The sequence below is a fragment of the Plantimonas leprariae genome (genome assembly GCF_008802405.1).
Taxonomy (GTDB): domain Bacteria; phylum Pseudomonadota; class Alphaproteobacteria; order Rhizobiales; family Rhizobiaceae; genus Plantimonas; species Plantimonas leprariae.
Genome location: NZ_VZDO01000006.1, coordinates 1 through 21226 on the forward strand (window position 1 = coordinate 1; position 21226 = coordinate 21226).

Sequence of the window (21226 nt, forward strand, 5' to 3'; positions counted from 1 at the left end):
CACCCCGTCCAGGCGCCAGGCCGCCGCCGCCGCCACGAGAACCTGCAGGCACTGCCCGCCCAGCCGCTGAACCTGACTGGCGTCCAGCTCCACCGCCCGGCCCCGTAGCCCCGCCAACGACCCATGCAACGGCATCGCCGCACGGACATCCAAGACGGACGGTAATTCCAACGTCGCCGGTCCGGCGGCTTTAGCTGTCTTGCGGGGCGGCATCAGAAATCTTCCCAGCTTTCTTCGGCGTAACGAGAGATCGAGACGGGAGCGGCCCCGCCCCGGCCGGAAACCCGCATCTGCGGCTTCCGCGAATCCTGCGCGCGAGCGCCTTGCGGCATCCGGCCCGGCATCGCTCGGCGTGCGGCGACGGCCTGCATCTCGCCGGGAGACCGGGCGCGGAACCGCGCGACGAGGTCGGCGAGTTCCTGCGTTTCCCGGGAAAGCCCCTCGGCGGCGACCGTGGTCTGCTGCACCATCGCAGCGTTCTGCTGCGTGACCTTGTCCATCTGGTCGGCGGCGGTGGAGACTTCCCGCAGCGAGCCGGCCTGTTCCTTGGCGGTGCGGGCGATCTGTCCGACCACCTCGGCCATTTCCGCCACCGTCGAGACGATGTCGTCGAGCGAGCGCCCCGACTGCGTAACGAGTTCGACGCCGCGGGCGACCTGCCCGCGCGACGTCTGGATGAGGCCCTTGATCTCCTTGGCCGCTTCCGCCGAGCGCTGCGCCAGACCCCGCACCTCCTGCGCCACCACCGCGAAGCCCCGCCCCGCCTCGCCGGCCCGCGCCGCCTCGACCCCGGCGTTCAGCGCCAAGAGGTTGGTCTGGAACGCGATCTCGTCGATGACGCCGATGATGCGCCCGATCCTGTCGGAGGAGGCTTCGATCTCGCCCATCGCCTTGACGGCGTTCGCGACGATCTCGCCGCCGCGCTCGGCGTTGCGGAGCGCCATCGCCGCCTTGCCGCGCGCGCCCTCCGCCTGCCCGGCCGCCTCGCTGGTGCCGCGCGTGACGTCCGACAACGCCGCGACCGTCTGCTCGAGGCTCGCGGCCTGCTGCTCGGTGCGCTGCGACAGGCTGGACGAGGCCTCGTTGATCTGGCCAAGGCCGCTGCGGATCGACGCGACCGCGCCGAGGACGCTCGCGAAGGCTTCCTCGAAATTCGCGACGGCGGCGTTGAACTTGCCGCGGATCGCGGCGAACTCCGCCTCGCCCGCCCCATCCAGCCGCGTCGTCAGGTCGCCCGCGAAGAGACGCTCGAACGCATGTTCCGTCTCCTCGAAGAGGGCGCGGAGTTCGTCAAGCTTCGCGGTCTTGGCGGAGGCCTCGGCGCCGGCCGCGCGCTCACGGTCGGCGCGCAGGGCCTCGATCTCCGCTTCCAGCGCCGTGCGGTCGCGCGCGGCTTCCCGCAGTCCGGCGGCGGCGGCGGCAATGGTGCCGATCTCGTCGCGGCGTCCGGAACCCGGCAGTTCCGCGATCTCTTGCCCATCGACGATCGCCCGCATCGCCTCGCCCAGACGACCGGCCGGCGCGCCGATCTCGCGGGCGAGGGCGAAGGCAACGCCGGCCGAGGCCGCGGCGAGGATGCCGAGCCCCGCGAACAGGATAAGCTCCGTCCCGCTCGCCACCGCCTGCTGCTCACCATGCAGAGCGTCGATACGCGCTGCTTCCTCGGCGGCGAGGTCATCGAGAATCCTCGCCATCGGCTGCATGTTCTTGTCCGCTTCGCCGGACTTCATCAGGAACAGCGCGTCAGCGTAGGTTGCGTCGCTGCCGGCCGAGGCGATCACCGGATCGCCGACGTTCTTGTCCCATTCCACCATCGCGACTTCGAGACTGCCGAGCGTCTCGAACATGGCGGGATCGCCCGACAGCCGCTTCAACTCACGCGCATCGGCGAGAACCGCCGCGCGCTGCGCCTTCATCTCGGCGGGATAGCGATCGTCCTGGGTGACCATGAAGGCGCGCAGCGCGCTTTCCTGACGCGTCAGCGCGGCCCGCGCGTCGGAAACCTTGGCGAGGATGACGGCGCGCGCGCCCGCTTCGGCAAGCAGCGCCTCACCCTTCTCGATCTCCCTGTAGAGCGTCAGCCCCATGCACACGGATCCAGCCATCAGGACGGCGAACGACAGCCCGATCTTCTTCGATATGCGGAGATCGGACAGGCGCGGCATTCGGATCGGTCTCGAGAACCACTTCGGCAGGTGGGTTCGAACCGCCGCGAACCTGATAGCGGCACGATCCCGATCCGGACCGCGGAGCAAAAGCTAGGTGAAACACTGCTAAAATTTGGTTAACCGAACCGATCGACTGGAAACCATCGGCCATGGTGGCGGAATTCTATTTTCAGTTTTGCCAACGGCTTAGCGCCGGTTTCCGCATCTTCATCTTTACGGAATCTTCAGCTCACCGAGCACTTCAATGAAGCGAGTGAACTCCGTATGGTCGTTCGCGAAACGCAGCGGTTCGAGCCCGGAAGCGAACGCATCCGCGGCCTGGGCCGCGGAGCTTCCCTAGGCGCGGGGCTGGGGCGGACCGGCGATGACGATCACCGTGCGCGAGGCGGGGATGATGGCGACCATGCTGGCCGCTTCGCTGCTTGCCGCGCTTCCCGCCTACTTTTGGGCCATCAAGCGACAGGAAACGCAGCATCGGGCGGCGGAGCTCGCGCTCTTCGACGCCGACTGCCGCCTCGCCCGGTTCCGGCTGGCGCAGGGCGGCGAACTCTGGTCGGCCCGCATCATGGCCAACCGCTGCGCGGCAAGAGGGCACTGATCGTGCGAAAGATCCAGGATGGCGGAGAAGAAGTCCGCCTCCGCCTAATCCATGCCGTTCCGAGCCATGCCGGGATTACGTGGGAATAGTCGGGATTTCGGCGGCTTAGCGTCTGGACTATTCCGCACCGTTCCTTACAAATCGTCAAAACGATTGTGCGTAAGCCAGCGCACCGAGGTTCTGGATGCGTTCCGCCAACAAGCTGTCTGCCCTTGCGGTGACGAAGGCGACGAAGCCCGGCCTCTATGGTGACGGCCACGGGCTGTACCTCCAGATCGCCATCGGCGGCTCGAAGTCATGGCTGTTCCGCTTCCAGCGTGACGGCCGAGCCCGCAAGATGGGCCTCGGCCCGATCCATACCGTCTCGCTCGCCATGGCGCGTGAGAAGGCCCTGGAGTGCCGGCGTAAGCTACTGGACGGCATCGATCCCATCGACCAGCGGCAGGAAGCCGAACAGGAACGCAAGCTCGCCAAGCTGAAGGGCATGTCGTTTCGCGAGGCCGCCGAACGATACATCGCCGCGAACAAGGCTGGCTGGAAAAACGCGAAGCATGCGGCGCAGTGGACGGCGACGCTGGAAGCTTACGCCTTCCCGGTGTTCGGCACGATCGATGTCGCAGCCGTCGATGTGGGGCTTGTGCTGAAGGTGCTGGAGCCGATCTGGACGACGAAAGCCGAGACCGCCAGCCGCGTGCGGGGCCGCATCGAAAGCGTCTTGGATTGGGCGACGGCGCGCAAGTACCGGCAGGGCGAGAACCCGGCGCGGTGGAAGGGCCACCTCGACCATATCCTCCCTGCCCGCTCGAAGGTGCAGAAGGTCAAGCACCATGCCGCCCTGCCCTATGCCGAGGTTGCCGGCTTCGTTTCCGAGCTGCGGCAGGCGGACGGCATCGGTGCTCGCGCGCTGGAGTTCGCCATTCTGACGGCTGGCCGCACCGGCGAGGTGGTCGGCGCTCGTTGGGACGAGTTCGACATCGAAGCGAAACTCTGGATCGTGCCGGCGGAGCGGATGAAGGCTAGTCGCCAACATCGCGTTCCGTTGTCGGATAGCGCGCTCGCCATCCTCGACGCTCTCCCCCGTGAGAAGGACAACCCGCATGTGTTCATCGGCGATCGACGCGGCCGGCCGCTGTCGAACATGGCGTTGTTGATGACGCTGCGGCGGATGGAACGCGGCGAGATCACCGCGCACGGGTTCCGCTCGACGTTCCGCGATTGGGCGGCCGAGACGACGGCCTATCCAAGCGACATGGTGGAGATGGCGCTGGCGCATACGGTCGGGAACAAGGTGGAAGCCGCCTACCGGCGCGGCGACCTGTTCGAGAAGCGGCGCCGGCTGATGGCCGATTGGGCAACGTACTGCGGCAGGCCGACGCCGGCCGGCGAGGTGGTGAAACTGCGGGGCAAGGCCGATGCCTAGAGACGAGGTTTGGCCACTGGTTCGAGCAGTCGCATGGGGATGTTGGCGCGATGCGGGCATGGTGGAGCGCTTCATTGCCGCCCGCCAGAATGACTGGAGCGCAGTTGATCGATCGTCGCTCGTAAACGCCGTGGATTTTGATCGCGGACCGTCACAGCGGGCTCGGCCGGTATCGGAAGTTGTCTCGCTGTTTCGAGAGTGGCTTTGCCACGGGGAACTGGTTGCGACGGGGATAGGCGAACAACACGCGGATGCCATTGAGATCCCCTCCAGCTTTTGGTGCGGTTCAATGACCTTCGAGGAGCTTCGTCACGTCCGCTCGCTCGATACAGGCGAACGGTTCGAATGGGTCCGGTTATCTGCCGAAGCGGTCACAAGCCTGTTTGCGGACGGGGCGGTGCAACCGCTGACAATGGACAGCGTGCATAAGTACGATCCGTCATCCTTCAATCGTAGCTATTGGCCGCTGAACGCTGCCGTTCAGTGGTTAGGTCAGCTTGATGCGAACCTTAGCAATGGCGAAATTGAAGGCGCTCTTCTCGATGCGTTCGAAGCTGGAACTATCACCGTTACCGGCCAGCGTGCCGACACCGATGCGCGCCAAGAAATACCGGCGTCAGAATGGGGCAACCTCGTTTTCGCCTTCGATGCCGACTTGGAATATCGAGCGGATCGGAAGGGTAGCATTCAGCCAGAGTGGCTGAAATTGCGAGTTCCGCGCGACGCAGTACGAGCGCTGGTCCCGCTCGCCCTATCTAATGGCGCCTCGCACGCAGAATTGGAGCGACTTACTGAGCGTCCGTTCGGAACCGGCATGGCTGGCCGGCCATCAATGAGTGCGCCGATCTTAGAGCAGGAGTTGAGGAGGCGAGCCAATACCGACGAACTGGAAGCGACGTTGGGAAAGCAAGTGGAAGCGTTGTTAGACTGGTTGCCACTTGCACACATAGGCTATCCAGTCCCGAAGCAGGGAACGTGCGAAAACAATCTTCGCAGTCTTTACTGGGAGCTCAAGGGTGCACGAAACTAGACCCACGAAATAAACGACGCACCCAATTTCATGGGCAGTTTTCGTGGTTTGAACGTCAGCCCATTCTAAGCGCGGCCAAGCAATTCCGCTCTGGCGTACTTGGAAAGGTATCCGATGGTTCAGACCATCCTTCGGCGATACGACGTAGAGCGTGTCACCGGTCTCTGCCGCAGCGCGATCTACCAGCAGGTCGCCGCCGGCAAGTTCCCGAAGCCCCTTCGCCTCAGCGCTCAGTCGGTAGGCTGGCTCGAAAGCGAAATCGTCGAGTGGCAGAAGGCTCGCATCGCCGAGCGTGACGGCACCTCCGAGATGGAGGCGGCTGCATAGTCATGGCGCTAGTAAGAGAAGCCGACCGCGCAGGGCGCGGCCGGACTTCAGTAAGCATCCTGGCAGGGATAGCTTCTGAAGTAACACCGAACCCCCCGCAGTTCCAGACCCTTCAGGCAACGCATATCTCGCGGCACTACGCTGTCAGCCCGTGGCTGGCGCGCACCATCGCCGAGCTTGCGTTCGATCGTGGGAGGGTTCGTTGAACGCTCTCGCTCCCATCGCGCCGAAGCTGTCCAAGCTGCTGCCTCTCCTCGGCAGCGACAAGGACGGCGAGGTCATCGCAACCGCCCGAGCAATCGGGCGGACCCTTTCCGCTGCCGGGCTCGACTTCCACGCCCTCGCCGAAGCTATCGAGCGTCCGCCGGTCGTCCTGACGGTGGCGGCTCGGAGACCGCAGCAGTCCCGCAAGCCGTCGCCGCCGAGACCCTCGCCGTTCGACAGCGAGCTATTGCGGCTCGTCGCCGTGCTGCGGGTCCAGCAGACGCGCTTAAAGCACGGCGAGGCCGACTTCCTTGACAGCATGTTCGTTGCGCTGTCCAGCGGTCGGCAGGCTTCGCCGAAGCAGGAACAGTGGCTCCGCGACATCGACCGCCGTCTTCATATGGCAGGTGCCGCATGAGTGGGCCGCGTCTCGACTTCGACGGCATCAACCGGGCGGCGATGTCAGCGCTCCCGGCCCTGCTCGGCCGCTGGCTGCCCGATGGTCGACGCTTCGGCGCCGAATGGGTGGCCCGCAACCCGACCCGCGCCGACCGCCGCGCCGGATCCTTCCGCGTCAATATAGCGACGGGCAAATGGTCCGACTTCGCGACCGGCGATGCCGGCGGCGATCCGGTCAGCCTAGCCGCCTACCTCCATTCCCTTTCACAAGCCGATGCAGCCCGCTCCCTCGCTGGTGCGCTCGGTGTCGAGGAGTATCCCCGTTGAACGCCTTCTCCCGTCTGTCTCTCGATGAGCTGAAGTCTAATTCCGCTGCCAACGACGTGGGTCCCGATTGGACGCCGATCGTGCCAGTGCCGGACGACGCACCGCTGCTCACCCGCACCATCCTCGCCGGCTTTGCGCCGTCCGGCTACGGTTTCACCAACGGCTGGCGGTATCGCGGCAGTGATGGCGGCTTGCTCGGCGCCGCCGTCCGCTTCGACCGCCCGGCCAACGGCGTTGCGGCCGACAAGCAGGTGTTGCCCGTCACCTTCTGCCAAGGTCGGAACGGCAAACGAGAGTGGCGGTGCCGCGCCTTCGATGCTCAGCGTCCGCTCTATAACCTCAAGGGCCTCGCCGAGCGTCCCGACGCTCCAGTGATCGTGGTGGAGGGGGAGAAGGCGGCAGACGCGGCGGGCAGTCGGTTCGCCGATCATGTGGCCGTCACCAGCCCCGGTGGCTCGAATGCGGCGCACAAGGCGGACTGGAGCCCCCTCAAGGGCCGTGCCGTCACCATCTGGCCGGACGCCGATCCGGCAGGCGTGAAGTACGCCACCGCCGTTGCCGAAGCCTGCCGTATGGCGGGCGCGCGCACCGTCCGCATCGTCGCCGTCCCGACAGCCTTCCCGAAGGGCTGGGATCTCGCCGACTTCTTGCCGGTCGGCATCACCGACGCGCAGCTCGGCGCGATGCTGGCAGACGCGCCGGCCGCCTCCGACCCGAACGCCTGGCCACTGCCGTCGCCGATCATCTCGACGCTGCCGCCGGTCGCCCCCTTCGTGGCGGACCTCCTGCCCGAGGCGCTGCGCGACTACGTGATGGACGTTGCCGAGCGCCAGCAGTCAGCGCCCGACTTCGTGGCCGTCTCGGCGCTCTGCGGCCTCGCCGCTGTGATCGGCAACAAAATCCGCATCCAGCCGAAGCAGAACGACGATGGCTGGATCATCGTACCGAACCTTTGGGGCGCCATCGTCGGCCGGCCGTCCGCCATGAAGTCGCCGGCCATGCAAGCCGCGCTCGGTCCGCTCTACGCGCTCCAAGACGATGCCCGGAAGCAGTGGGAGGAAGACTGCCGCGACCTCGCCGCCAGCGAAGGGCTGTCAGGGCTGGACGCAAAGGACGCGAAGAAGCGTGCCGAGAGAGCCTACAAGGCTGGCGACCGTGACGAGGCCAAACGCATCCTCCGCGAGGCGAACGGCGGCGATACGGACGAACCGCCGTGCCCTCGGCTGATCGTCAACGACGCGACGGTGGAGAAGACCGGCGAGCTGCTGAACGAGAACCCGAACGGCTTGCTACTCATCCGCGACGAGCTGCCGGGCTTCCTGGCGAAGATGGAAAGCGAGGACTTCGCCACCGATCGCGCTTTTTACCTCGAAGCCTTCAACGGTGACGGGCGGTTCACCTACGATCGCATCGGACGCGGCACCGTCCACATCGAGAACTGCACCTTGTCGCTGATCGGCGGCGTCCAGCCCTCGCGCATCGCGCCCATTGTCCGCGGTGCGGTATCGGGCGCGAAGAACGATGGGCTGATCCAGCGGCTTCAGATGACCGTGTGGCCTGACGACAGGGCGCACTGGCAGTGGGTCGACCGCCATTCTAAGCCGCTCGCCCGCCAGACGTTCGAAGACGTGTTCCGCCGGATGCGGGACATCCCCCGCGCCGAGGACGGCCGGCCGAGCGTCGTCTACTTCACGGCCGGCGCGCAGGCGCTGTTCCGAGAATGGATGGAGGAGATCCAGACGGAAGCTCGGGCCGGCAAGCTGTCCACGACGATGGAAAGCCACATCCTCAAGATGCCGAAAACGGTCGCCAGCCTCGCCCTCATCTTCCAGTTGGTGGAGAACGGCGTCAGCGCGGTCGGCGAGGAAGCGACCGCCCGAGCGCTCGATTGGGCCGATTATCTCCGTAGCCACGCCGACCGCCTCTATGCGGCTGGCGACGTGATGACCGAAGACGGCGCCCGCGTGATCATTGCGCGGCGTCGCCTTCTGCCCGAGCCGTTCACCGTGCGTCATGTCCACCAAAGGGCTTGGACCGGCCTCACCGATCGGGATGCGGTTGCATCTGCCATCGAGACGCTGATCGGCACCCACCATTGCCGCGAGCAGACGAACCCGAAGACGGCGGCCGGCGGGCGCCCTACAGCCTCCTACGTCTGGAACCCAGCCCTTACGGTGGAAAGCTGACCCGATGGGACGCTGGCAAACACGGCTCGCGACCGCAGAAAAAAGCGCGGATACGCCCCAAACGGAAACCTTCAAAACCCTCAAAACCCCGGCCGAGCACGTTTTGAAGGTTTTGAGGGTGCCCCCTCTTGGCGAATACGAGAATTTTTCAACGTCTGACGAGCAGCCGTCCGATGCCGATGTTGCTGCCGCCGAATGGGAGGAACGCGCCGCCGTCCTCGAATTTGATGAGGGTTTGCCGCGCGACGCGGCGGAGCGGCTGGCTGCGGAACAGGCGGGTATCTCCAAAATTGGAGGCACCCTGCCACTACTGTACGTCCCCAATTTTGGGTCGGTCGATTCATACCCGGCGAACCCTTCGACCGCAGAGGTTCGCGACGTCGAGGCGCGTTCGAAAACGCGAGACGACTCATACCCGCTCCGCCCTGCGGGCTGGCTGCCTGAACCCGGCCATGGCGTCGGGATCCTCGCGACGCCTGCCGTCGAAGTCGATCCGGAAGAGTACGATGCCCACCTCGATCAACTGATCGCCGAGTATCCGTCCGGCAGCGCCGAGGCCGCCAAGCTCGCCTTCGCCAAGCGCAAAGGCTGGTGCGTCGAGCGCGGCGCCGAGCGCATCTTCGTCAGGGGGCGCATGTGAGCGGCGTCGTTCCTGTCTTGATGCGCGATGCCGAGGTGATCGACATCAAGGAGGCGATGTTCCGCATTGGCCGCTCGGATAAGACGATCCGGCGCTGGTGTAAGGAGGACGGCATCGGCCGGCGCACCGGGCCATGCGCACCGTGGCAGATCTCGGCCATTGCGCTGGAGGCCAAACGCTACGGCGACAAGGCGGCGATCGACGATTTGCGGCAGGGAGCCTTCTCGTCGCCGCGTGTAGTGCGTTACGCCGAGCAGCTCGGGCTCAACTAATCGTCGGTCAGCGGTCCAGCGGCATGTCGATGGTGCAGTCGAGCCGGTTCCGGCCCAACGCGTAAGTCGTTTTGGCCTTCAGCGTGTAGGGCAGCGCTTCCTCGATCAACCTGCGTCCGTAGCCGCCTTCGCGCATCGGGCCGAGCGTTTCTTCAATTTCGGTTTCGATCCCCGTCTCCGTCCAGACCAACTGCAATCTCTGCTTGCCAGTTTCATCGGAGTACTCATTCCATCGGACAACAAGGGAGCCCCGGTCGGCGTATAATGCCCCGTACTTCACTGCGTTGGTCGCCAGTTCGTGCAGAGCCAGCGACAGCGTCTGCACGGCGGACTTGCGCAGCGCGACGGCATCGCCCTCGATCCGCACCCGGTCGCTCGACAGATCCGCACCGAGCGCATCGAGTTCCAGACGCACGACATCGCCCATGCCGATCGTCTCGTCGCCCTTGCGCGAGAACAGGCCCTGCACACGCGACAGCGCCTCCAGGCGTTCGGTGAAGCGGCCGCGAAAGTCGGCGAGCGAAGCACTGGAGGCCACAACCTGGCGCATAATCGTACCAACCACGCCGATCAGGTTGCGCGTCCGGTGTTGCAACTCGCCGACCATGAGCTGGAGCTCGGCTTCGCTCGTGCGCAATGTCTCCTCGATTTGCTTTTCCCTCGTCGCATCATGCCCGACGCCGCCGATGGCGACGACCCGTCCTTCGGCGTCGTGGATCGGAAAGTCGGTGTTGCGCAGCCAGCGGATCGCGCCATCGCGCGGACGCTGAACGCGGTACTCGAAGGTAATGCGCTCTCCGTCAACGACACGGCCGATGATGGATCGGGCTCGGTCCCTGTCCTCGGGCACGATGAGGTCGAGCCAGTTGCTGTAGTTGTTACCGGCCAGCGCCTCGTCGCGCGGCATGCCGTAGATCGTCTCGAAGGCCGGCGTCAGGTAGGTCCAGTTCAGCGTCTCGGCGTCACGGATCCAAAGTACATCGGTCGATGCCTCGCCGAACTCCTGTAATCGCCTCGCGCTCGCGACCGCGGCTTCTTTGGCTAGGTGCTCGGCGGTCACGTCCCGGCAGATCACCATCACGCCACCGACGCCTTTTGGCGCGGACGCTTCGTCGATCGGGCTGAAGCTGTAGGTCCACCAGACCGCCTGCAATTCGCCGTGCCGCGTCACCGGCACAAGCTGATCCTCGTGCCAGGTTGCCGGACCGCCAGCCATGACATCTGTGATTTGCGGGCCGATGACGTCCCAGATCTCCGCCCAAGTTTCCGCACCGGCCTGCCCGAGGGCGGCTGGATGACGCTCCGACCCCATCGTGTCGCGGTAGGCGTCGTTGTAGATCTGGGTCAGCTCCCGTCCCCACCAAATGAACATCGGGTGACGGGTGTTGAGCAGCAGCCTAGTCGCAACTCTTAGGCTCGTCGGCCAATCCGCGCTCGCACCGAGCGGCGTCTGCGACCAGTCGAGACGGCGGACGCGCTCGGCCATCTCGCCGTCGCCGGCCGGCCAATCGGATGGGATGTAATCGACCACCAAGATCCCGTTGTTGGGTACGGTTGCTACGCTTCAGTTCGCCAAGCCCAACGCTCGCACGATTTGCTCCTCGCTGAACGGCTTGACCACGAAACCGAGAGGCTGCCATGCAGGCTGCATCGCCTCTTCACGCCTATCAAAATGGACGGTCACAAACAGCGACCGCACGTCGAAGTCGTCGGAGAGGCGGCGAGCGGTCTGGATGCCATCGGTTCGGCCTGAGAGTGCGATGTCCATGATGGCAACGTCGACGGCCTCCCTGCCGGCCGTTTCGATAGCTGCTTCCATGGTAAAGACCATGCCGATGACGCTGTGACCGGCATCCTCGATGATCATCGTTAGATGCAGAGCAATGATGGGCTCGTCCTCGACGATCAGAACACGCAGCGACATGCAAGCTTCCCCAGCGTTGAGGATGGCCGCCATGCCGTCCGACGAAGACCAACGCGATATGTCGTAGTTTAGTCGACAGCTAGCTGTGCAATGTCAGCCCCAGCCCCGTTGCTAGCTAAACAATTGCATGGGCTCGTCCGTCCCGACTTCCGCTCATGACCAGACATGTCCAGTCCCTGGCGGCGCGATGACATGCTTTGATCCTCCTTACAAACGGAGGCATCCGGCATGGCTTCGGCCCAACTCTTCCTGAACGGCGCGCGGGTGAACCGCGACTTCCGCGAGGCGCTGTTCGATGCCGCCAACCGGGCGGGCGTGACGCCGAACGAGTTCTGCATCACCGCCGCTGCCGAGAAGCTGATGGCCGCGGATCGTCGCGACTAACGCACCACGCCCTTCTGTACATGGCCGGTGAGGTCGAAAGTCAGCGCCTCCGTCAGAACTGACACATCACCGCCGAAGCGACGGATATCGGCTGCGCAAAGTTCGATCAGGCTGCGCCGCTTTGTTGATCGCGGCCCCCGTCTATCCGCCGGCATCTCGACCCACTGTTCCCAGCCCACGTACTCGCCGGCTGGCAGCAGGATGTCGTCGCCCAGATAGAGCGGTCGACCGACCCGGAAGACCCGCGGCTCCTGCATGATGTGGGAGAGCATTCGTCCTTCCGCTTCAACACCCGTTGCATCTGCTCGGTGAGCAGCAAACACCGTGCCAGCTGCTTCGGTGCGGCGAACACCTTTGATTTCACACAGCAAACGCGCTATGTGGTATTATGATACCGTATCGGAGGCGCGGCATGTCGCAATTCCCGGAGTACCTTCAGATCCGAGCGCCGGCCGGTACGGCAAAAGCGTTGGAGGACGCAGCGGCGCGCGAGGGCAAACGGCCGGCGCAGATCGTTCGGGAGGCGTTGACCGCTCGCCTCGCTGATACGGCGCAGGCTGCCTGACGATGGCGCGGGTGGCGCGATCCGTCGCGGAGGTGATCGCGGGCGAGGCCGGCGGCCGGACCCGTGCGGCGCGCTACAACGACATGCGCCACATCGCCAGCGTCATCGCCAACCGTGCGGCGCAGCTCGGCGTAACGCCGGAACAGGTCGTCTCCCGCCAGTCCGAATTCAACGCCTACGGCAAGCGCATGCCGGGCGGCACGGCGGATCTCGTCGGCCTTGCCGAGGACGCGATGCGCGAGGTTCAAACGGCCGGCCCCGTCACCAGCGCCACCTTCTACGCAACGCCCGCCGCTAAAGGGAACCTGCCGAAGGGCCTGCAGCGCGAGACGAAGACCGCCAGCCACGTCTACTTCACCGACCCGCAGAACCGTGCCGTCTACACCTCCGCGGGGCTGCGGACGCCGGCAGTCGCGGGCCGCGCGAAGCTCGGCAAGCCCGCCGACAGCTACGATGTCGCGAACCTGCCGACGCCGACGCCTCGGGACGTGACATTGGCGAGCACCATGCCGTCACGACCGATCACGCCGACGCCCGCTCCGCCGACGCAGGTTGCGTCCAACGGCGGCTTCGGCGGTCTCCTGTCCAGCCTTGCCGCCAACGTCGAAAGCGGCGCGGCCCGGCTCGGCGGCCTGATCGGCCCCAGCGCGGCGGCAGCGGCGGAACGGCCGGCACCGTCCTCAGCATCTCGCGGCATCCGCGGCCTTTTGGCCGGCACCAGCCTCGCCTCGATGCGATCGGTTCCGACAACCAGCGGCAACGAGCGGGCACGTGGGCTGGTCGCCTCGCTACCGGCCGCTGCGCCGATGTCGGCCGAGCGGGAAGAGAACGTTGCCGGCCGCCTCGCCAGCGCCTTTGCCGACGCGCCCGCCAGCGGTCGCACCAACCGCATTACATCGCCCGCCACCACCATGTCGCCCGAACAGGCCGCCAACGTCGCCGGCCGGCTTGATGCCGCCTTCTCCGGGCCGGCGGCAACGACAGCACCTGCGGCCCGGCCGGCGGCGCTGTCGCTCGTCTCGCCGGCCGCCGCCGCGACGATGCCGACGCCCTCGGCCGCGCCAGCCAATCCCTTCTCGGGCGGACTGCTGTCCGACGCGGCGATGAGCGCCATCAACAGCCGGCCGGCGGGGCTCCTGTCCGGCAACGAACGGGCGCGCTCGCTGCAACAGCCCGACCTACCGACCATGACGCCGAATCAGGCACTGGACGCCGACGTGGCGGAGCAGCGAGCTATCAACGATGCCCGGCGGCAAGCGGCCATCGATGCCGCCAAGCAGCCGCAGACGCAGCCGATGGCCCCGGCCACCCGACAGCCTGCCGTCCGCCAGCCCGCCGCGCCCGTTGCCGCTCTGCCGGCCCCGGTGACGGTCACGCCGCAGACGATGGACAGGCCCGCGACTGCCGCCCGCGCTCCGACCGAAGCGCAGACCCGAGCGAACGTCGAGGCCCGGAACCCGCTGACGGGACAACCCGTATCGACCGGCCTCGGCCTTCCTTCCATTCCCGCGGCCCCGGCACCTGGCAGCGGCTTCGGTCGCTTGGCATCGAAAGCGGTCAGCCTCGTCAGCCCGGCGGCGGGCGGCTTGCTCGGCCTTGCCACTGGCGACGGCTCGTTCCGCAACCGCGACATCGGCCAGACGGTCGGCGGCCTGCTCGGCGCCATCGCCGCCGGCCCGATCGGTGGGCTGCTCGGCGGCTATCTCGGCAACCGGATCGGCAATTCGACCTACGGCACGCCATCGAACGCGGCCAGCGCGGCGCTGAACGCCGGTTGGGATGGGTTCAGCGGCATGACGAGCGCGCAGGCTGCGGCGGCCAGGAACGCAGCAAACGGCGGCGGAGGTGGTGGCGGGTTTGGCCTCGGTAGCCTGTTCAGTGGGAACAGGGCCCCGACCAACAGCAAGGCCGGCGGCTTCGGTGGGTTCTCGTCCGGCGCGTCCGGACCCGATGGCGGTAAGGTCAGATAGGAAATCACGATGCCGGCCATAACCAACAACAGCCAGCAGCAACCAGCGACGGCCAATGCTCCAGACCTCGACCGCATCAAGCGCAACGTTGCGAAGATGGTCGACATGGGAGCGCCTGAAGGCGATATCGACCTGTACATCGCCGAGGAAGGCGTGACGCTCGATGCCGTGAAGGCGCACAAGCTGCCGTCCGTGTCGTCGGCTCCTGCGACAGCCGGCGGAAGACCGCAGATCATCGACGTTCCGGGAATGGGGGAAGTCGAGTTCCCTGCCGGGATGAGCGATGCGGAGATGTCGGCCGCCGTTCGGCGGTCCATGTCTCAACAGCAGCCGCAGCCGCAAGCGGTCGGCGGCTATCGCGGCGACGTGAACGGCACCGGCGGTTCGACGCTGCTCGGTGCGCTCGACGGCATGTCCTTCGGCTTCGCAGACGAGATCGGCGCCGGCATCAGTGCCGGCGTGGATACCGGGCTGAATTACCTGACCGGCCGCCAAGGCAAAACCTACGAACAGCACCTTACCAAACTGCGAGGGCTTCAGGCGAACGCGCAGGAGAACCATCCGGTCGCCAACTTCGCCGGACAGGTCGGCGGCTCGCTGGCGCTGCCCGGTGGCGCAGCGAAGACGCTGAAGGGCGCGGTCGGTCAGGGCATCGCGGCCGGAGCTGCATATGGTGCTGGTAGCGCCGATGGAACTGCCGAAGACAGGGTGCTTGGAGCCGTGTTTGGTGGCGGTGCCGGCGCGGCGGGTTCAGTGGCCGCCCGCACAATAGGCAACGCCGTAGCGAGGGCTGGAGCACGTCGAGCGATCCCGACGACGGAAGCCTTGGAAGACGCCTCGCATGCGCTCTACGACGCCGCCGACGCGGCCAGCGTCGTGTTCCAGCCGAAGACAGTCAACAAGATGGTCGGCAACGCCAAGCTTGCCGCCGGCCGGCTGGATACGAACATCCGCCCCCGAACGGCCGGCGTCGTCGCCGAGTTCGAGGACAAAGCCGGACGGCCGATCGGACTGCGCGAGTTCGACGACCTCAGGAAGACCGTTACCCTGTCGATGGACGGCGCATCGAAAGAGGACGGGCGAACCCTCACGATCATCAAGCGGCAGTTGGACCACTTGGCCGACAACCTGACGGCATCGGATGTCGGTGGCAGCATCGAAGGGGTCGGGCACCTGAAGGAAGCACGCCGCCTGTGGTCGATGAAGGCGAAGTCCGAGGACATCGGGCAGATGGTGGAGCGGGCCCGCACCACGGCGGCCGGCAACGGTTCGTTCGAGAACGCGCTTCGCAGCGAGTTCAAGGCGCTGGCGAAGAACGCCGACAAGCTGAAGCGCTTCTCGTCGGCCGAACAAAGCGCCATTCTCGGCGTGGCGCGCGGCGGCCTGGTGGTGAACTCGCTCCGGGTGCTCGGCAAGTTCTCGCCTGACAGCCCGTTCCTCGCGCTTCTCGGCTCCGGTGCGGCGCTCGGTGCCAGCGGCGGCATCGCGGCGGTCGGCGTCCCGCTCGCCGGCATGGGCGCGAAGACGGCAGCCACGGCTATGACGCGCGGCCGGGTGCGGGCGCTCGACGAGGTGATACGGTCGGGCGGTCAGACTGTCGGCGACATCGTTCGGCAGGGCCGGCTTGGTCAGGGCATCGGAGCGCCGGCCGCCGCGCGTGGGCAGGCTATCACCGACCGCGCGTTGCTTCCGCTCGCACTGACGGCAGCCGAACTGGAGGCGATGCGACGCTAGTGGGCGTAGATCGCGAAGTAGAAGGCGGCAAGGAAGACAAGCAGTGGAGCCAACATCCCTGCGTAGAGCATCAGCGGCGCATCGAGTTCGCGCCCGTCGCGCTCCATGCGGGAATAGGTCGACAGGCAGGTGAAGAACATGCCCCCGAGCAGGATGGCCCCGAGTACGGCGGCAAAGACGGTCCAGAACAGGCCGTGTTCCACGGTCAACGCTTCGTCCTTTCCACGCCGGCCGACGGCTCGAAAACGGGAGGTGCGCCGATGATAGCTGAAACCGAGTCCGCCGCCAGCCGGGCGTTCGCCGATCAACAGGTGGCCGACGCGATCCGCGACGATGTGGGAACGTCAATCCTCGCCGGCCTGATGGGTATCTGGCTCGCGCGCCGGATATCCGTCTATGCCGCCTGCCGCGAAGTGCATTCGGCGCTGACACCATTGTCGGAAGGGTGGCTCCGCACCATCGCCGACTGGACGCAAACCGAGGAAGGGTTGGGAGCCGTTTCTCTGGAAGCCCATGTCGACGCCTTCATGGCGTCCTTTGCGGATCTGGAGGACGAGGGGCGCGAACTGGCTGGCCGCGACATCTCCGAAAACGGGTTGCTGACGCTGCTCGACTGGATCGACTGGCAATGCTCCATCGCTGAAACCTATGCGCGGGGCAAAGCACAGGACCACGGCATGCCCGCCCATATCGGAACGCTCGCCGCAGCGGTGATCCGTGGGGCACTGCGGGACGAGGCGACCGCGCGGTACGTCGCCGCGCACGGCGGCATCACGACGCTGCAGTAGGAGCATCGGTATGAGCAACGCCATCAGCAACCGCATCACCAAGCTGGAAGAGCGCCACGCCGCCCGCCATCCGACGTGCCGCGTGTTCTCGACCATAGTCCGACAGGGACATGAGGCCGAGGACGAGGCGCAAGCCCTTACCACGGTCGGCCAGCATCCCGGGCCGGATGACATGATCGTCCGCCGCGTCATCGTGCCGTGCCCGGCCACCGAGGCGATGCCGGCCGATTTCATCCCGCGAGTGACAGGACCGAGGGGCTGAGATGGGAACGCTGGAAAACCGCGTGGCGAAGCTCGAACAGCGCAGCGGCACGGACTTGCCGCAGTACGGTCGCGTCTTCATGTGTACCGGCCGCATGGGCCACGAGGATGAGGACAGGGCCGAACAGCTCGCCGAGATGGGCGTGGTGCAGCGTAACAATGATCTCGTAATTCAGCTTGTCGGCTATGCGAAGCCGCCGGCCGTTTGAAAAACAATCAGAGGAAATCAAACGATGGCGCGGGGTGGAGCCCGGGAAGGAGCGGGACGGCGGGCGGGCGCACCTAACCGGCGGACGGCCGAGACAATGGCAAGCGTTGAGGCGTCTGGCCTGTCGCCGCTCGACTTCCTGACGAGCCTGTACCGCGACGAGACCGCCGACCTGAAAGACCGGGCGTGGGCGGCGAACGCCGTCGCGCCCTTCGTGCATCCGCGCCTCGCGCCGACGCAGCAGCGCATCACCATCGCGCTGCCGGACACCTCGACCGCGGACGGCGTTCGCGATGCCATCGCTGCCGTGATCGAGGCTGTGTCCTACGGGGACTTATCGCCGGCCGAGGCGCAGCAGCTCGTCGCCGTCATCGAAACGCAGCGAAAGGCGATCGAAACCGCCGACATCCTGCCGAGGCTGGAGAAGCTGGAGGCGGCGAGGTGAAGCGAGCTCAAACTACAGGCTCTCGCTGATCGTCAGAAGTTCCCTCCAGTCGACGCCGAACGTAAGCGTAACGAAAAGCGCCAGCGCGGCCGCAATCACCACCACGTACTGAACAACCGATGCGTACCGGGAGAGTTCGCGATCATCATGCATGCGGGGGAGGTAGGCGTGGCCAGCCGAGTGGCGAACGCCGGTTATGGCCTGCGTCGAGATCAGGGTTCCGCAGAAAACACCTGGGACATCGCGGTGAGATCGGTCAGCACGAGGGCAATGCTGGTTCCGAGTAGGATGGCCGCCAGAGTGAAGGCGACCATGACCTTCTGTCGATGCCGCCGGTAGGCTGCTTCCTCAGCCGGCCAACTCATGGATGCATGAAAGGGCGTTCGTCTGCCCATCGGACCTCTCCCGATAACACAACCCGTACGCGCTCACTGGATATTTGAGATACGCCAACTTCGGCTCGGCTGGAAAGCGGTCGTACCGCCGCAGCAGGCGATCAATCGCTACCGCCTCTGTCGAACTGGATCCGCCCTTCGCTGAAACCTTGCAGCCACGACCAACGAAGCTCTCGGTCGCCTGCTTGGCTCCAAGGGCACATGCCCGCGTGGCAGTCGGGAAAGATGCCAAGCATTCTGCCGGCTTCACGAGCGACCGCAATTTCCTCGGCAGAATGTATCGGATCGTCGGCATGCGGATTGGACGGCGAGGAGACGTCTACCTCGGCCATTGGGTCCGCTCTCAGCATGGTGCGTCACACCCCCGTGCGACCGCTGCCACGTCGCAAGCAGCATACGCTGAAAGACAGCGTCGTCCAAACGAGCCTGCAGGCGGGATGAGCGAAACGAAAGCGGTGCCGCCGGCTTGGAAACAGCGGCACCGCCTGACGCCACCCGGTAAATTTCGGGTCGACCGAGCAGCGATGCGTTCGATGCTACGCCGAGGCCGGCCGGCTTCCAAGCCACGAATTTTCCGATGCTCCGGCGACCTTCGAAAATCGGAATGCCGTCAATTGTCAGCCAGCTGTGTCTTTGAAGTCAGTGATTTCATCAGAGGATGTGACAAACTCTTCGGTGAACGACGTTCGGACGGAGGGTGGCGATGGCACTTCTTCATGGAAACCGGTCGCGGATCAAATGCGCTGGCTGCGGCTCGGAGGGAACGGCCGAGCTGAGCGCCGACGAGAACACCATGTACAGCCGGATCGGGAGCGGTCGCCGCGTGATGAGCGTCGGAGGCAAGTTCAAGGCTTCCGTGCGCTCAAGCTGCGGTATCGCGTGCGATGTGTGTGGCAGCGGGGACGTCTTGGCAGCCTGAGCACAGCGCCTGCCTCCACGCCGCGGCGCCGATCGGGAGCGCTGCGCTCGCCGCCGACACCAGCATCATCAGCAGGCTCGCGGCAGTGAGCGTTGTCCTCATCCGATCGCCTCTCCGATCGCCAGCCGTCCGCCCCGGTCGGTGAGGTGCAGCCACTCCGTGCCGTCCGGGTCGATCACGTAATCCGCACCTTAAAGGCTCGGCCGAAAGTCGTTCGCGACGAAATCCGCGGCTGCCGAGTTTCCCTCACCGCCTCTCAGGCGAAAACCCTCTTCGACGAGAGATAGCATCCGTTCGATGTCGTCCCGATCGATGACCCGCTTCACCTCTAGGGTCAGGATCAATGCGCGTAGGATGTTTGTCAGCGCACTGACCTGCGGGGCTCCTGCTACGTCCATCGTTCCTGCCACCTCATTAGATGGCTATGGATAGCGCTCTCCCGCGGACCAACGGCTAAACTGGTTTAGCTCAGTGTATATTCTACCGCGGTGACACCTTGAGCGCGTAGCCAAAGCGTTCGTCGATACGCAGCTCTCTTCCCCTCGATCCGACTCGCGCCAATTGCATCGCATGGATCGAGCAATGATCGAAGAGCACCTCGAAATGGCGCATCGGCACGTCGCCGAAGGTCAGCGTCTTATCGCTGGGCAGAAAGAACGAATCACGGAACTGGACCGCGATGGTCACGACACGGCCGAAGCTCGGAAGCTTCTCCTCAGTTTCGAAGACGTGCAACGCGAACACATCGCGCATCAAGCCCGGATCGAGCAGGAACTCGCCAGCTTAGGTTAAGTGGCGCCCGCTGTTATCGCTTCAGTCTGTTTGCGCAGCCTTACACCGGCCCCGCCGCCGTTCTCGGCGATGAACTCGACGCCAGTACCTTCCAAGGCGGTGCCGAGCCTTCGGGCACTGACGTCGCGATCAGCGCAAAGGTGTGCACGGCGTTTAGTGGAGGTGCTTGGGACGAGAGTCGATGATGTCGAGCGCGACCATGCAGGCGTCGAGGAACGATTGGTGGTCGAGCGTCGGATGGGTTCGCTTGAAGCGACGCACCAGTTCGTCGGGATTGCTTCCCTCGATCTCGTCAACGAGGCGCAGCACCGTGAAAATAGGATCCTCGCCTTGCAATGCTCGCTCGTCCTTTGCCTTGGGGACGACTTGGCGCTGATTGAGTTCAATGGAATACGAGGGTCATTGTAGGCGGCCGTTCCTCCGTGCCTCGGCTGCTTGCTCGATCGCGTCGTCGAACTCGTTGATGGCCTCCACGACCTCGCGACCGGCTGGCGTCAGCTTTGCCCATTTCGTGCCGTTCCAGCCGTCGTACCATGTCACCCAGCCGCGCAACGCCATGCGGCGGCAGACGTCGAGCATCATGCCCCCTAGCGAACTGATCGGCTGGCCGACGCTGTCCTCCGGCGGCCCGTCGTCGAAGAAACGCAGCAGATCGATCTGCGGATCGGTGACGCGGACGATCACCTGTTCCGTCTGGTAGGCGGCATCGCGTAGAGCGCGGCCCGCGGCGGTCAGCACCGCCTACAGCTTCGTCCGGCCCTTCGTCTCCATCTCGACGAGCTTTAGCCTCCGCATCTCGTCGAAGGCGATCAGGTGGCAGTATTCGAGCTTGCCGTATGGGAGCGTACCGCCGGCTGCCGCGAGGCGTTCGATCAGGTCGGTCTGCGACGGCGTCAGCTTGCGCCGCGCAAACGGCTTACGGGCCATGAACGTCTGAGAGCTGGAAGTCCGATCGGTTAGGAGCCAGCGGATTTGAACATCGCCGCATCGACGCCGGGAAGGGTTGTGCCGTCTGGATACTCGACGGTGATGCGCTCGACCTCGTCGGCTCCAGGCATGGCGCCGATGATGCGGCCGCGTGCCCGGTGCAGCATCGGATACTGACCCCATGCCGCCGTACCATCCTGCATCTGGACCTCATCCCCAATCTTGAACCTTGCCATTGCGAATACCTCCCGTCGCCATGGTTACTGGATCAAGGCAATCATCGCCGTGCGTAGAGCCGTATGATCCGCGCCGGCTTCAGCGCTCCTTCCGCAGCCGAACGCCC

General features: G+C 65.5%; 28 protein-coding genes. 16 read left to right on the forward strand and 12 right to left on the reverse strand.

The features are described from left to right. Positions 1-213, reverse strand: a 213-nt coding sequence (locus F6X38_RS24350) for an STAS domain-containing protein (RefSeq protein WP_343033213.1), incomplete at its 3' end; no start/stop codon positions are given. Beyond that, complete coding sequence (locus F6X38_RS09630) at positions 213-2165, reverse strand: methyl-accepting chemotaxis protein (protein ID WP_150969518.1); 1953 nt, start codon at positions 2163-2165, stop codon at positions 213-215. The genes F6X38_RS09630 and F6X38_RS24350, both read right to left, overlap by 1 nt. A gap of 367 nt (positions 2166-2532) precedes the next feature. On the opposite strand from F6X38_RS09630, the gene F6X38_RS09635 reads away from it, so the two are divergent. From F6X38_RS09635 to F6X38_RS09675, 9 genes are all read left to right on the forward strand, one after another. After that, positions 2533-2766, forward strand: coding sequence for a hypothetical protein (locus F6X38_RS09635; RefSeq protein ID WP_150969519.1), 234 nt, complete (start codon positions 2533-2535; stop codon positions 2764-2766). A 184-nt stretch (positions 2767-2950) separates the two neighbouring features. Beyond that, on the forward strand, positions 2951-4186 hold the full coding sequence (locus tag F6X38_RS09640; protein WP_150969520.1) for a tyrosine-type recombinase/integrase: 1236 nt from the start codon (positions 2951-2953) through the stop codon (positions 4184-4186). A gap of 58 nt (positions 4187-4244) precedes the next feature. Beyond that, entirely contained in the window at positions 4245-5216 is a 972-nt protein-coding gene (locus tag F6X38_RS09645; RefSeq protein ID WP_150969521.1) for a hypothetical protein, read from the forward strand. A 114-nt stretch (positions 5217-5330) separates the two neighbouring features. Next, entirely contained in the window at positions 5331-5543 is a 213-nt protein-coding gene (locus tag F6X38_RS09650; protein WP_150969522.1) for a helix-turn-helix transcriptional regulator, read from the forward strand. 151 nt (positions 5544-5694) lie between these two features. Further along, complete coding sequence (locus tag F6X38_RS09655; protein ID WP_150969523.1) at positions 5695-6165, forward strand: hypothetical protein; 471 nt, start codon at positions 5695-5697, stop codon at positions 6163-6165. Then, positions 6162-6473, forward strand: a complete 312-nt coding sequence (locus F6X38_RS09660) for a hypothetical protein (protein WP_150969524.1) — start codon at positions 6162-6164, stop codon at positions 6471-6473. The genes F6X38_RS09655 and F6X38_RS09660 overlap by 4 nt, the downstream gene beginning before the upstream one ends. Positions 6474-7156: 683 nt before the next feature. Next, positions 7157-8659: a YfjI family protein gene (locus tag F6X38_RS09665; protein WP_150969598.1), complete on the forward strand. Its 1503-nt coding sequence runs from the start codon at positions 7157-7159 to the stop codon at positions 8657-8659. A gap of 4 nt (positions 8660-8663) precedes the next feature. Next, positions 8664-9299 carry a hypothetical protein gene (locus F6X38_RS09670; protein WP_150969525.1) on the forward strand — a complete coding sequence of 212 codons (636 nt, stop codon included), beginning with the start codon at positions 8664-8666 and terminating at the stop codon, positions 9297-9299. After that, on the forward strand, positions 9296-9571 hold the full coding sequence (locus F6X38_RS09675; RefSeq protein ID WP_246191284.1) for a hypothetical protein: 276 nt from the start codon (positions 9296-9298) through the stop codon (positions 9569-9571). The genes F6X38_RS09670 and F6X38_RS09675 overlap by 4 nt, the downstream gene beginning before the upstream one ends. A 7-nt stretch (positions 9572-9578) precedes the next feature. Here F6X38_RS09675 and F6X38_RS09680 read toward each other — a convergent pair whose 3' ends face one another. After that, entirely contained in the window at positions 9579-11102 is a 1524-nt protein-coding gene (locus F6X38_RS09680) for a sensor histidine kinase (RefSeq protein ID WP_161992687.1), read from the reverse strand. A 33-nt stretch (positions 11103-11135) separates the two neighbouring features. Continuing rightward, a complete protein-coding gene (locus F6X38_RS09685; RefSeq protein WP_150969528.1) occupies positions 11136-11528 on the reverse strand; it encodes a response regulator in 393 nt (130 codons plus the stop codon). Positions 11529-11723: 195 nt separating this feature from the next. Between F6X38_RS09685 and F6X38_RS23680 the strand changes: the two genes are divergently transcribed. Beyond that, a complete protein-coding gene (locus F6X38_RS23680) occupies positions 11724-11879 on the forward strand; it encodes a hypothetical protein (protein WP_202617963.1) in 156 nt (51 codons plus the stop codon). Here the strand turns inward: F6X38_RS23680 and F6X38_RS09690 are convergent. After that, positions 11876-12151 (reverse strand): hypothetical protein, encoded by a 276-nt coding sequence (locus F6X38_RS09690; RefSeq protein WP_150969529.1) that lies wholly within the window; start codon positions 12149-12151, stop codon positions 11876-11878. The genes F6X38_RS23680 and F6X38_RS09690 overlap by 4 nt on opposite strands. 295 nt (positions 12152-12446) lie before the next feature. On the opposite strand from F6X38_RS09690, the gene F6X38_RS09700 reads away from it, so the two are divergent. Beyond that, complete coding sequence (locus tag F6X38_RS09700; RefSeq protein ID WP_150969531.1) at positions 12447-14414, forward strand: cell wall hydrolase; 1968 nt, start codon at positions 12447-12449, stop codon at positions 14412-14414. Positions 14415-14423: 9 nt separating this feature from the next. Beyond that, the gene (locus F6X38_RS09705) at positions 14424-16148 is read left to right on the forward strand and encodes a hypothetical protein (RefSeq protein ID WP_150969532.1); all 1725 of its coding nucleotides are present in this window, start codon (positions 14424-14426) and stop codon (positions 16146-16148) included. Here F6X38_RS09705 and F6X38_RS09710 read toward each other — a convergent pair. Continuing rightward, positions 16145-16357: a hypothetical protein gene (locus tag F6X38_RS09710; protein ID WP_150969533.1), complete on the reverse strand. Its 213-nt coding sequence runs from the start codon at positions 16355-16357 to the stop codon at positions 16145-16147. The genes F6X38_RS09705 and F6X38_RS09710 overlap by 4 nt on opposite strands. Positions 16358-16459: 102 nt before the next feature. Here F6X38_RS09710 and F6X38_RS09715 point away from each other — a divergent pair, with 102 nt between their 5' ends. From F6X38_RS09715 to F6X38_RS09730, 4 genes are all read left to right on the forward strand, one after another. Beyond that, positions 16460-16936, forward strand: a complete 477-nt coding sequence (locus F6X38_RS09715) for a hypothetical protein (RefSeq protein ID WP_210248884.1) — start codon at positions 16460-16462, stop codon at positions 16934-16936. Between the two features lie 10 nt (positions 16937-16946). Next, positions 16947-17198 carry a hypothetical protein gene (locus F6X38_RS09720; RefSeq protein WP_150969535.1) on the forward strand — a complete coding sequence of 84 codons (252 nt, stop codon included), beginning with the start codon at positions 16947-16949 and terminating at the stop codon, positions 17196-17198. Between the two features lies 1 nt (position 17199). Then, positions 17200-17406 (forward strand): hypothetical protein, encoded by a 207-nt coding sequence (locus F6X38_RS09725; RefSeq protein ID WP_150969536.1) that lies wholly within the window; start codon positions 17200-17202, stop codon positions 17404-17406. A 96-nt stretch (positions 17407-17502) separates the two neighbouring features. Further along, on the forward strand, positions 17503-17850 hold the full coding sequence (locus F6X38_RS09730; protein WP_150969537.1) for a hypothetical protein: 348 nt from the start codon (positions 17503-17505) through the stop codon (positions 17848-17850). A 12-nt stretch (positions 17851-17862) separates the two neighbouring features. Here the strand turns inward: F6X38_RS09730 and F6X38_RS23330 are convergent, their stop codons facing one another. From F6X38_RS23330 to F6X38_RS09755, 6 genes are all read right to left on the reverse strand, one after another. After that, the gene (locus F6X38_RS23330; RefSeq protein ID WP_161992688.1) at positions 17863-18003 is read right to left on the reverse strand and encodes a hypothetical protein; all 141 of its coding nucleotides are present in this window, start codon (positions 18001-18003) and stop codon (positions 17863-17865) included. Between the two features lie 1641 nt (positions 18004-19644). After that, positions 19645-19917: a hypothetical protein gene (locus F6X38_RS23335; protein WP_161992689.1), complete on the reverse strand. Its 273-nt coding sequence runs from the start codon at positions 19915-19917 to the stop codon at positions 19645-19647. 192 nt (positions 19918-20109) lie between these two features. Beyond that, on the reverse strand, positions 20110-20265 hold the full coding sequence (locus tag F6X38_RS23340) for a hypothetical protein (protein WP_161992690.1): 156 nt from the start codon (positions 20263-20265) through the stop codon (positions 20110-20112). A gap of 90 nt (positions 20266-20355) precedes the next feature. Next, positions 20356-20694 carry a hypothetical protein gene (locus F6X38_RS09745; protein ID WP_150969540.1) on the reverse strand — a complete coding sequence of 113 codons (339 nt, stop codon included), beginning with the start codon at positions 20692-20694 and terminating at the stop codon, positions 20356-20358. Positions 20695-20697: 3 nt separating this feature from the next. Continuing rightward, the gene (locus F6X38_RS09750; protein ID WP_150969541.1) at positions 20698-20883 is read right to left on the reverse strand and encodes a hypothetical protein; all 186 of its coding nucleotides are present in this window, start codon (positions 20881-20883) and stop codon (positions 20698-20700) included. Between the two features lie 29 nt (positions 20884-20912). Next, a complete protein-coding gene (locus tag F6X38_RS09755) occupies positions 20913-21119 on the reverse strand; it encodes a hypothetical protein (protein WP_150969542.1) in 207 nt (68 codons plus the stop codon). Between the last annotated feature and the right edge of the window lie 107 nt (positions 21120-21226).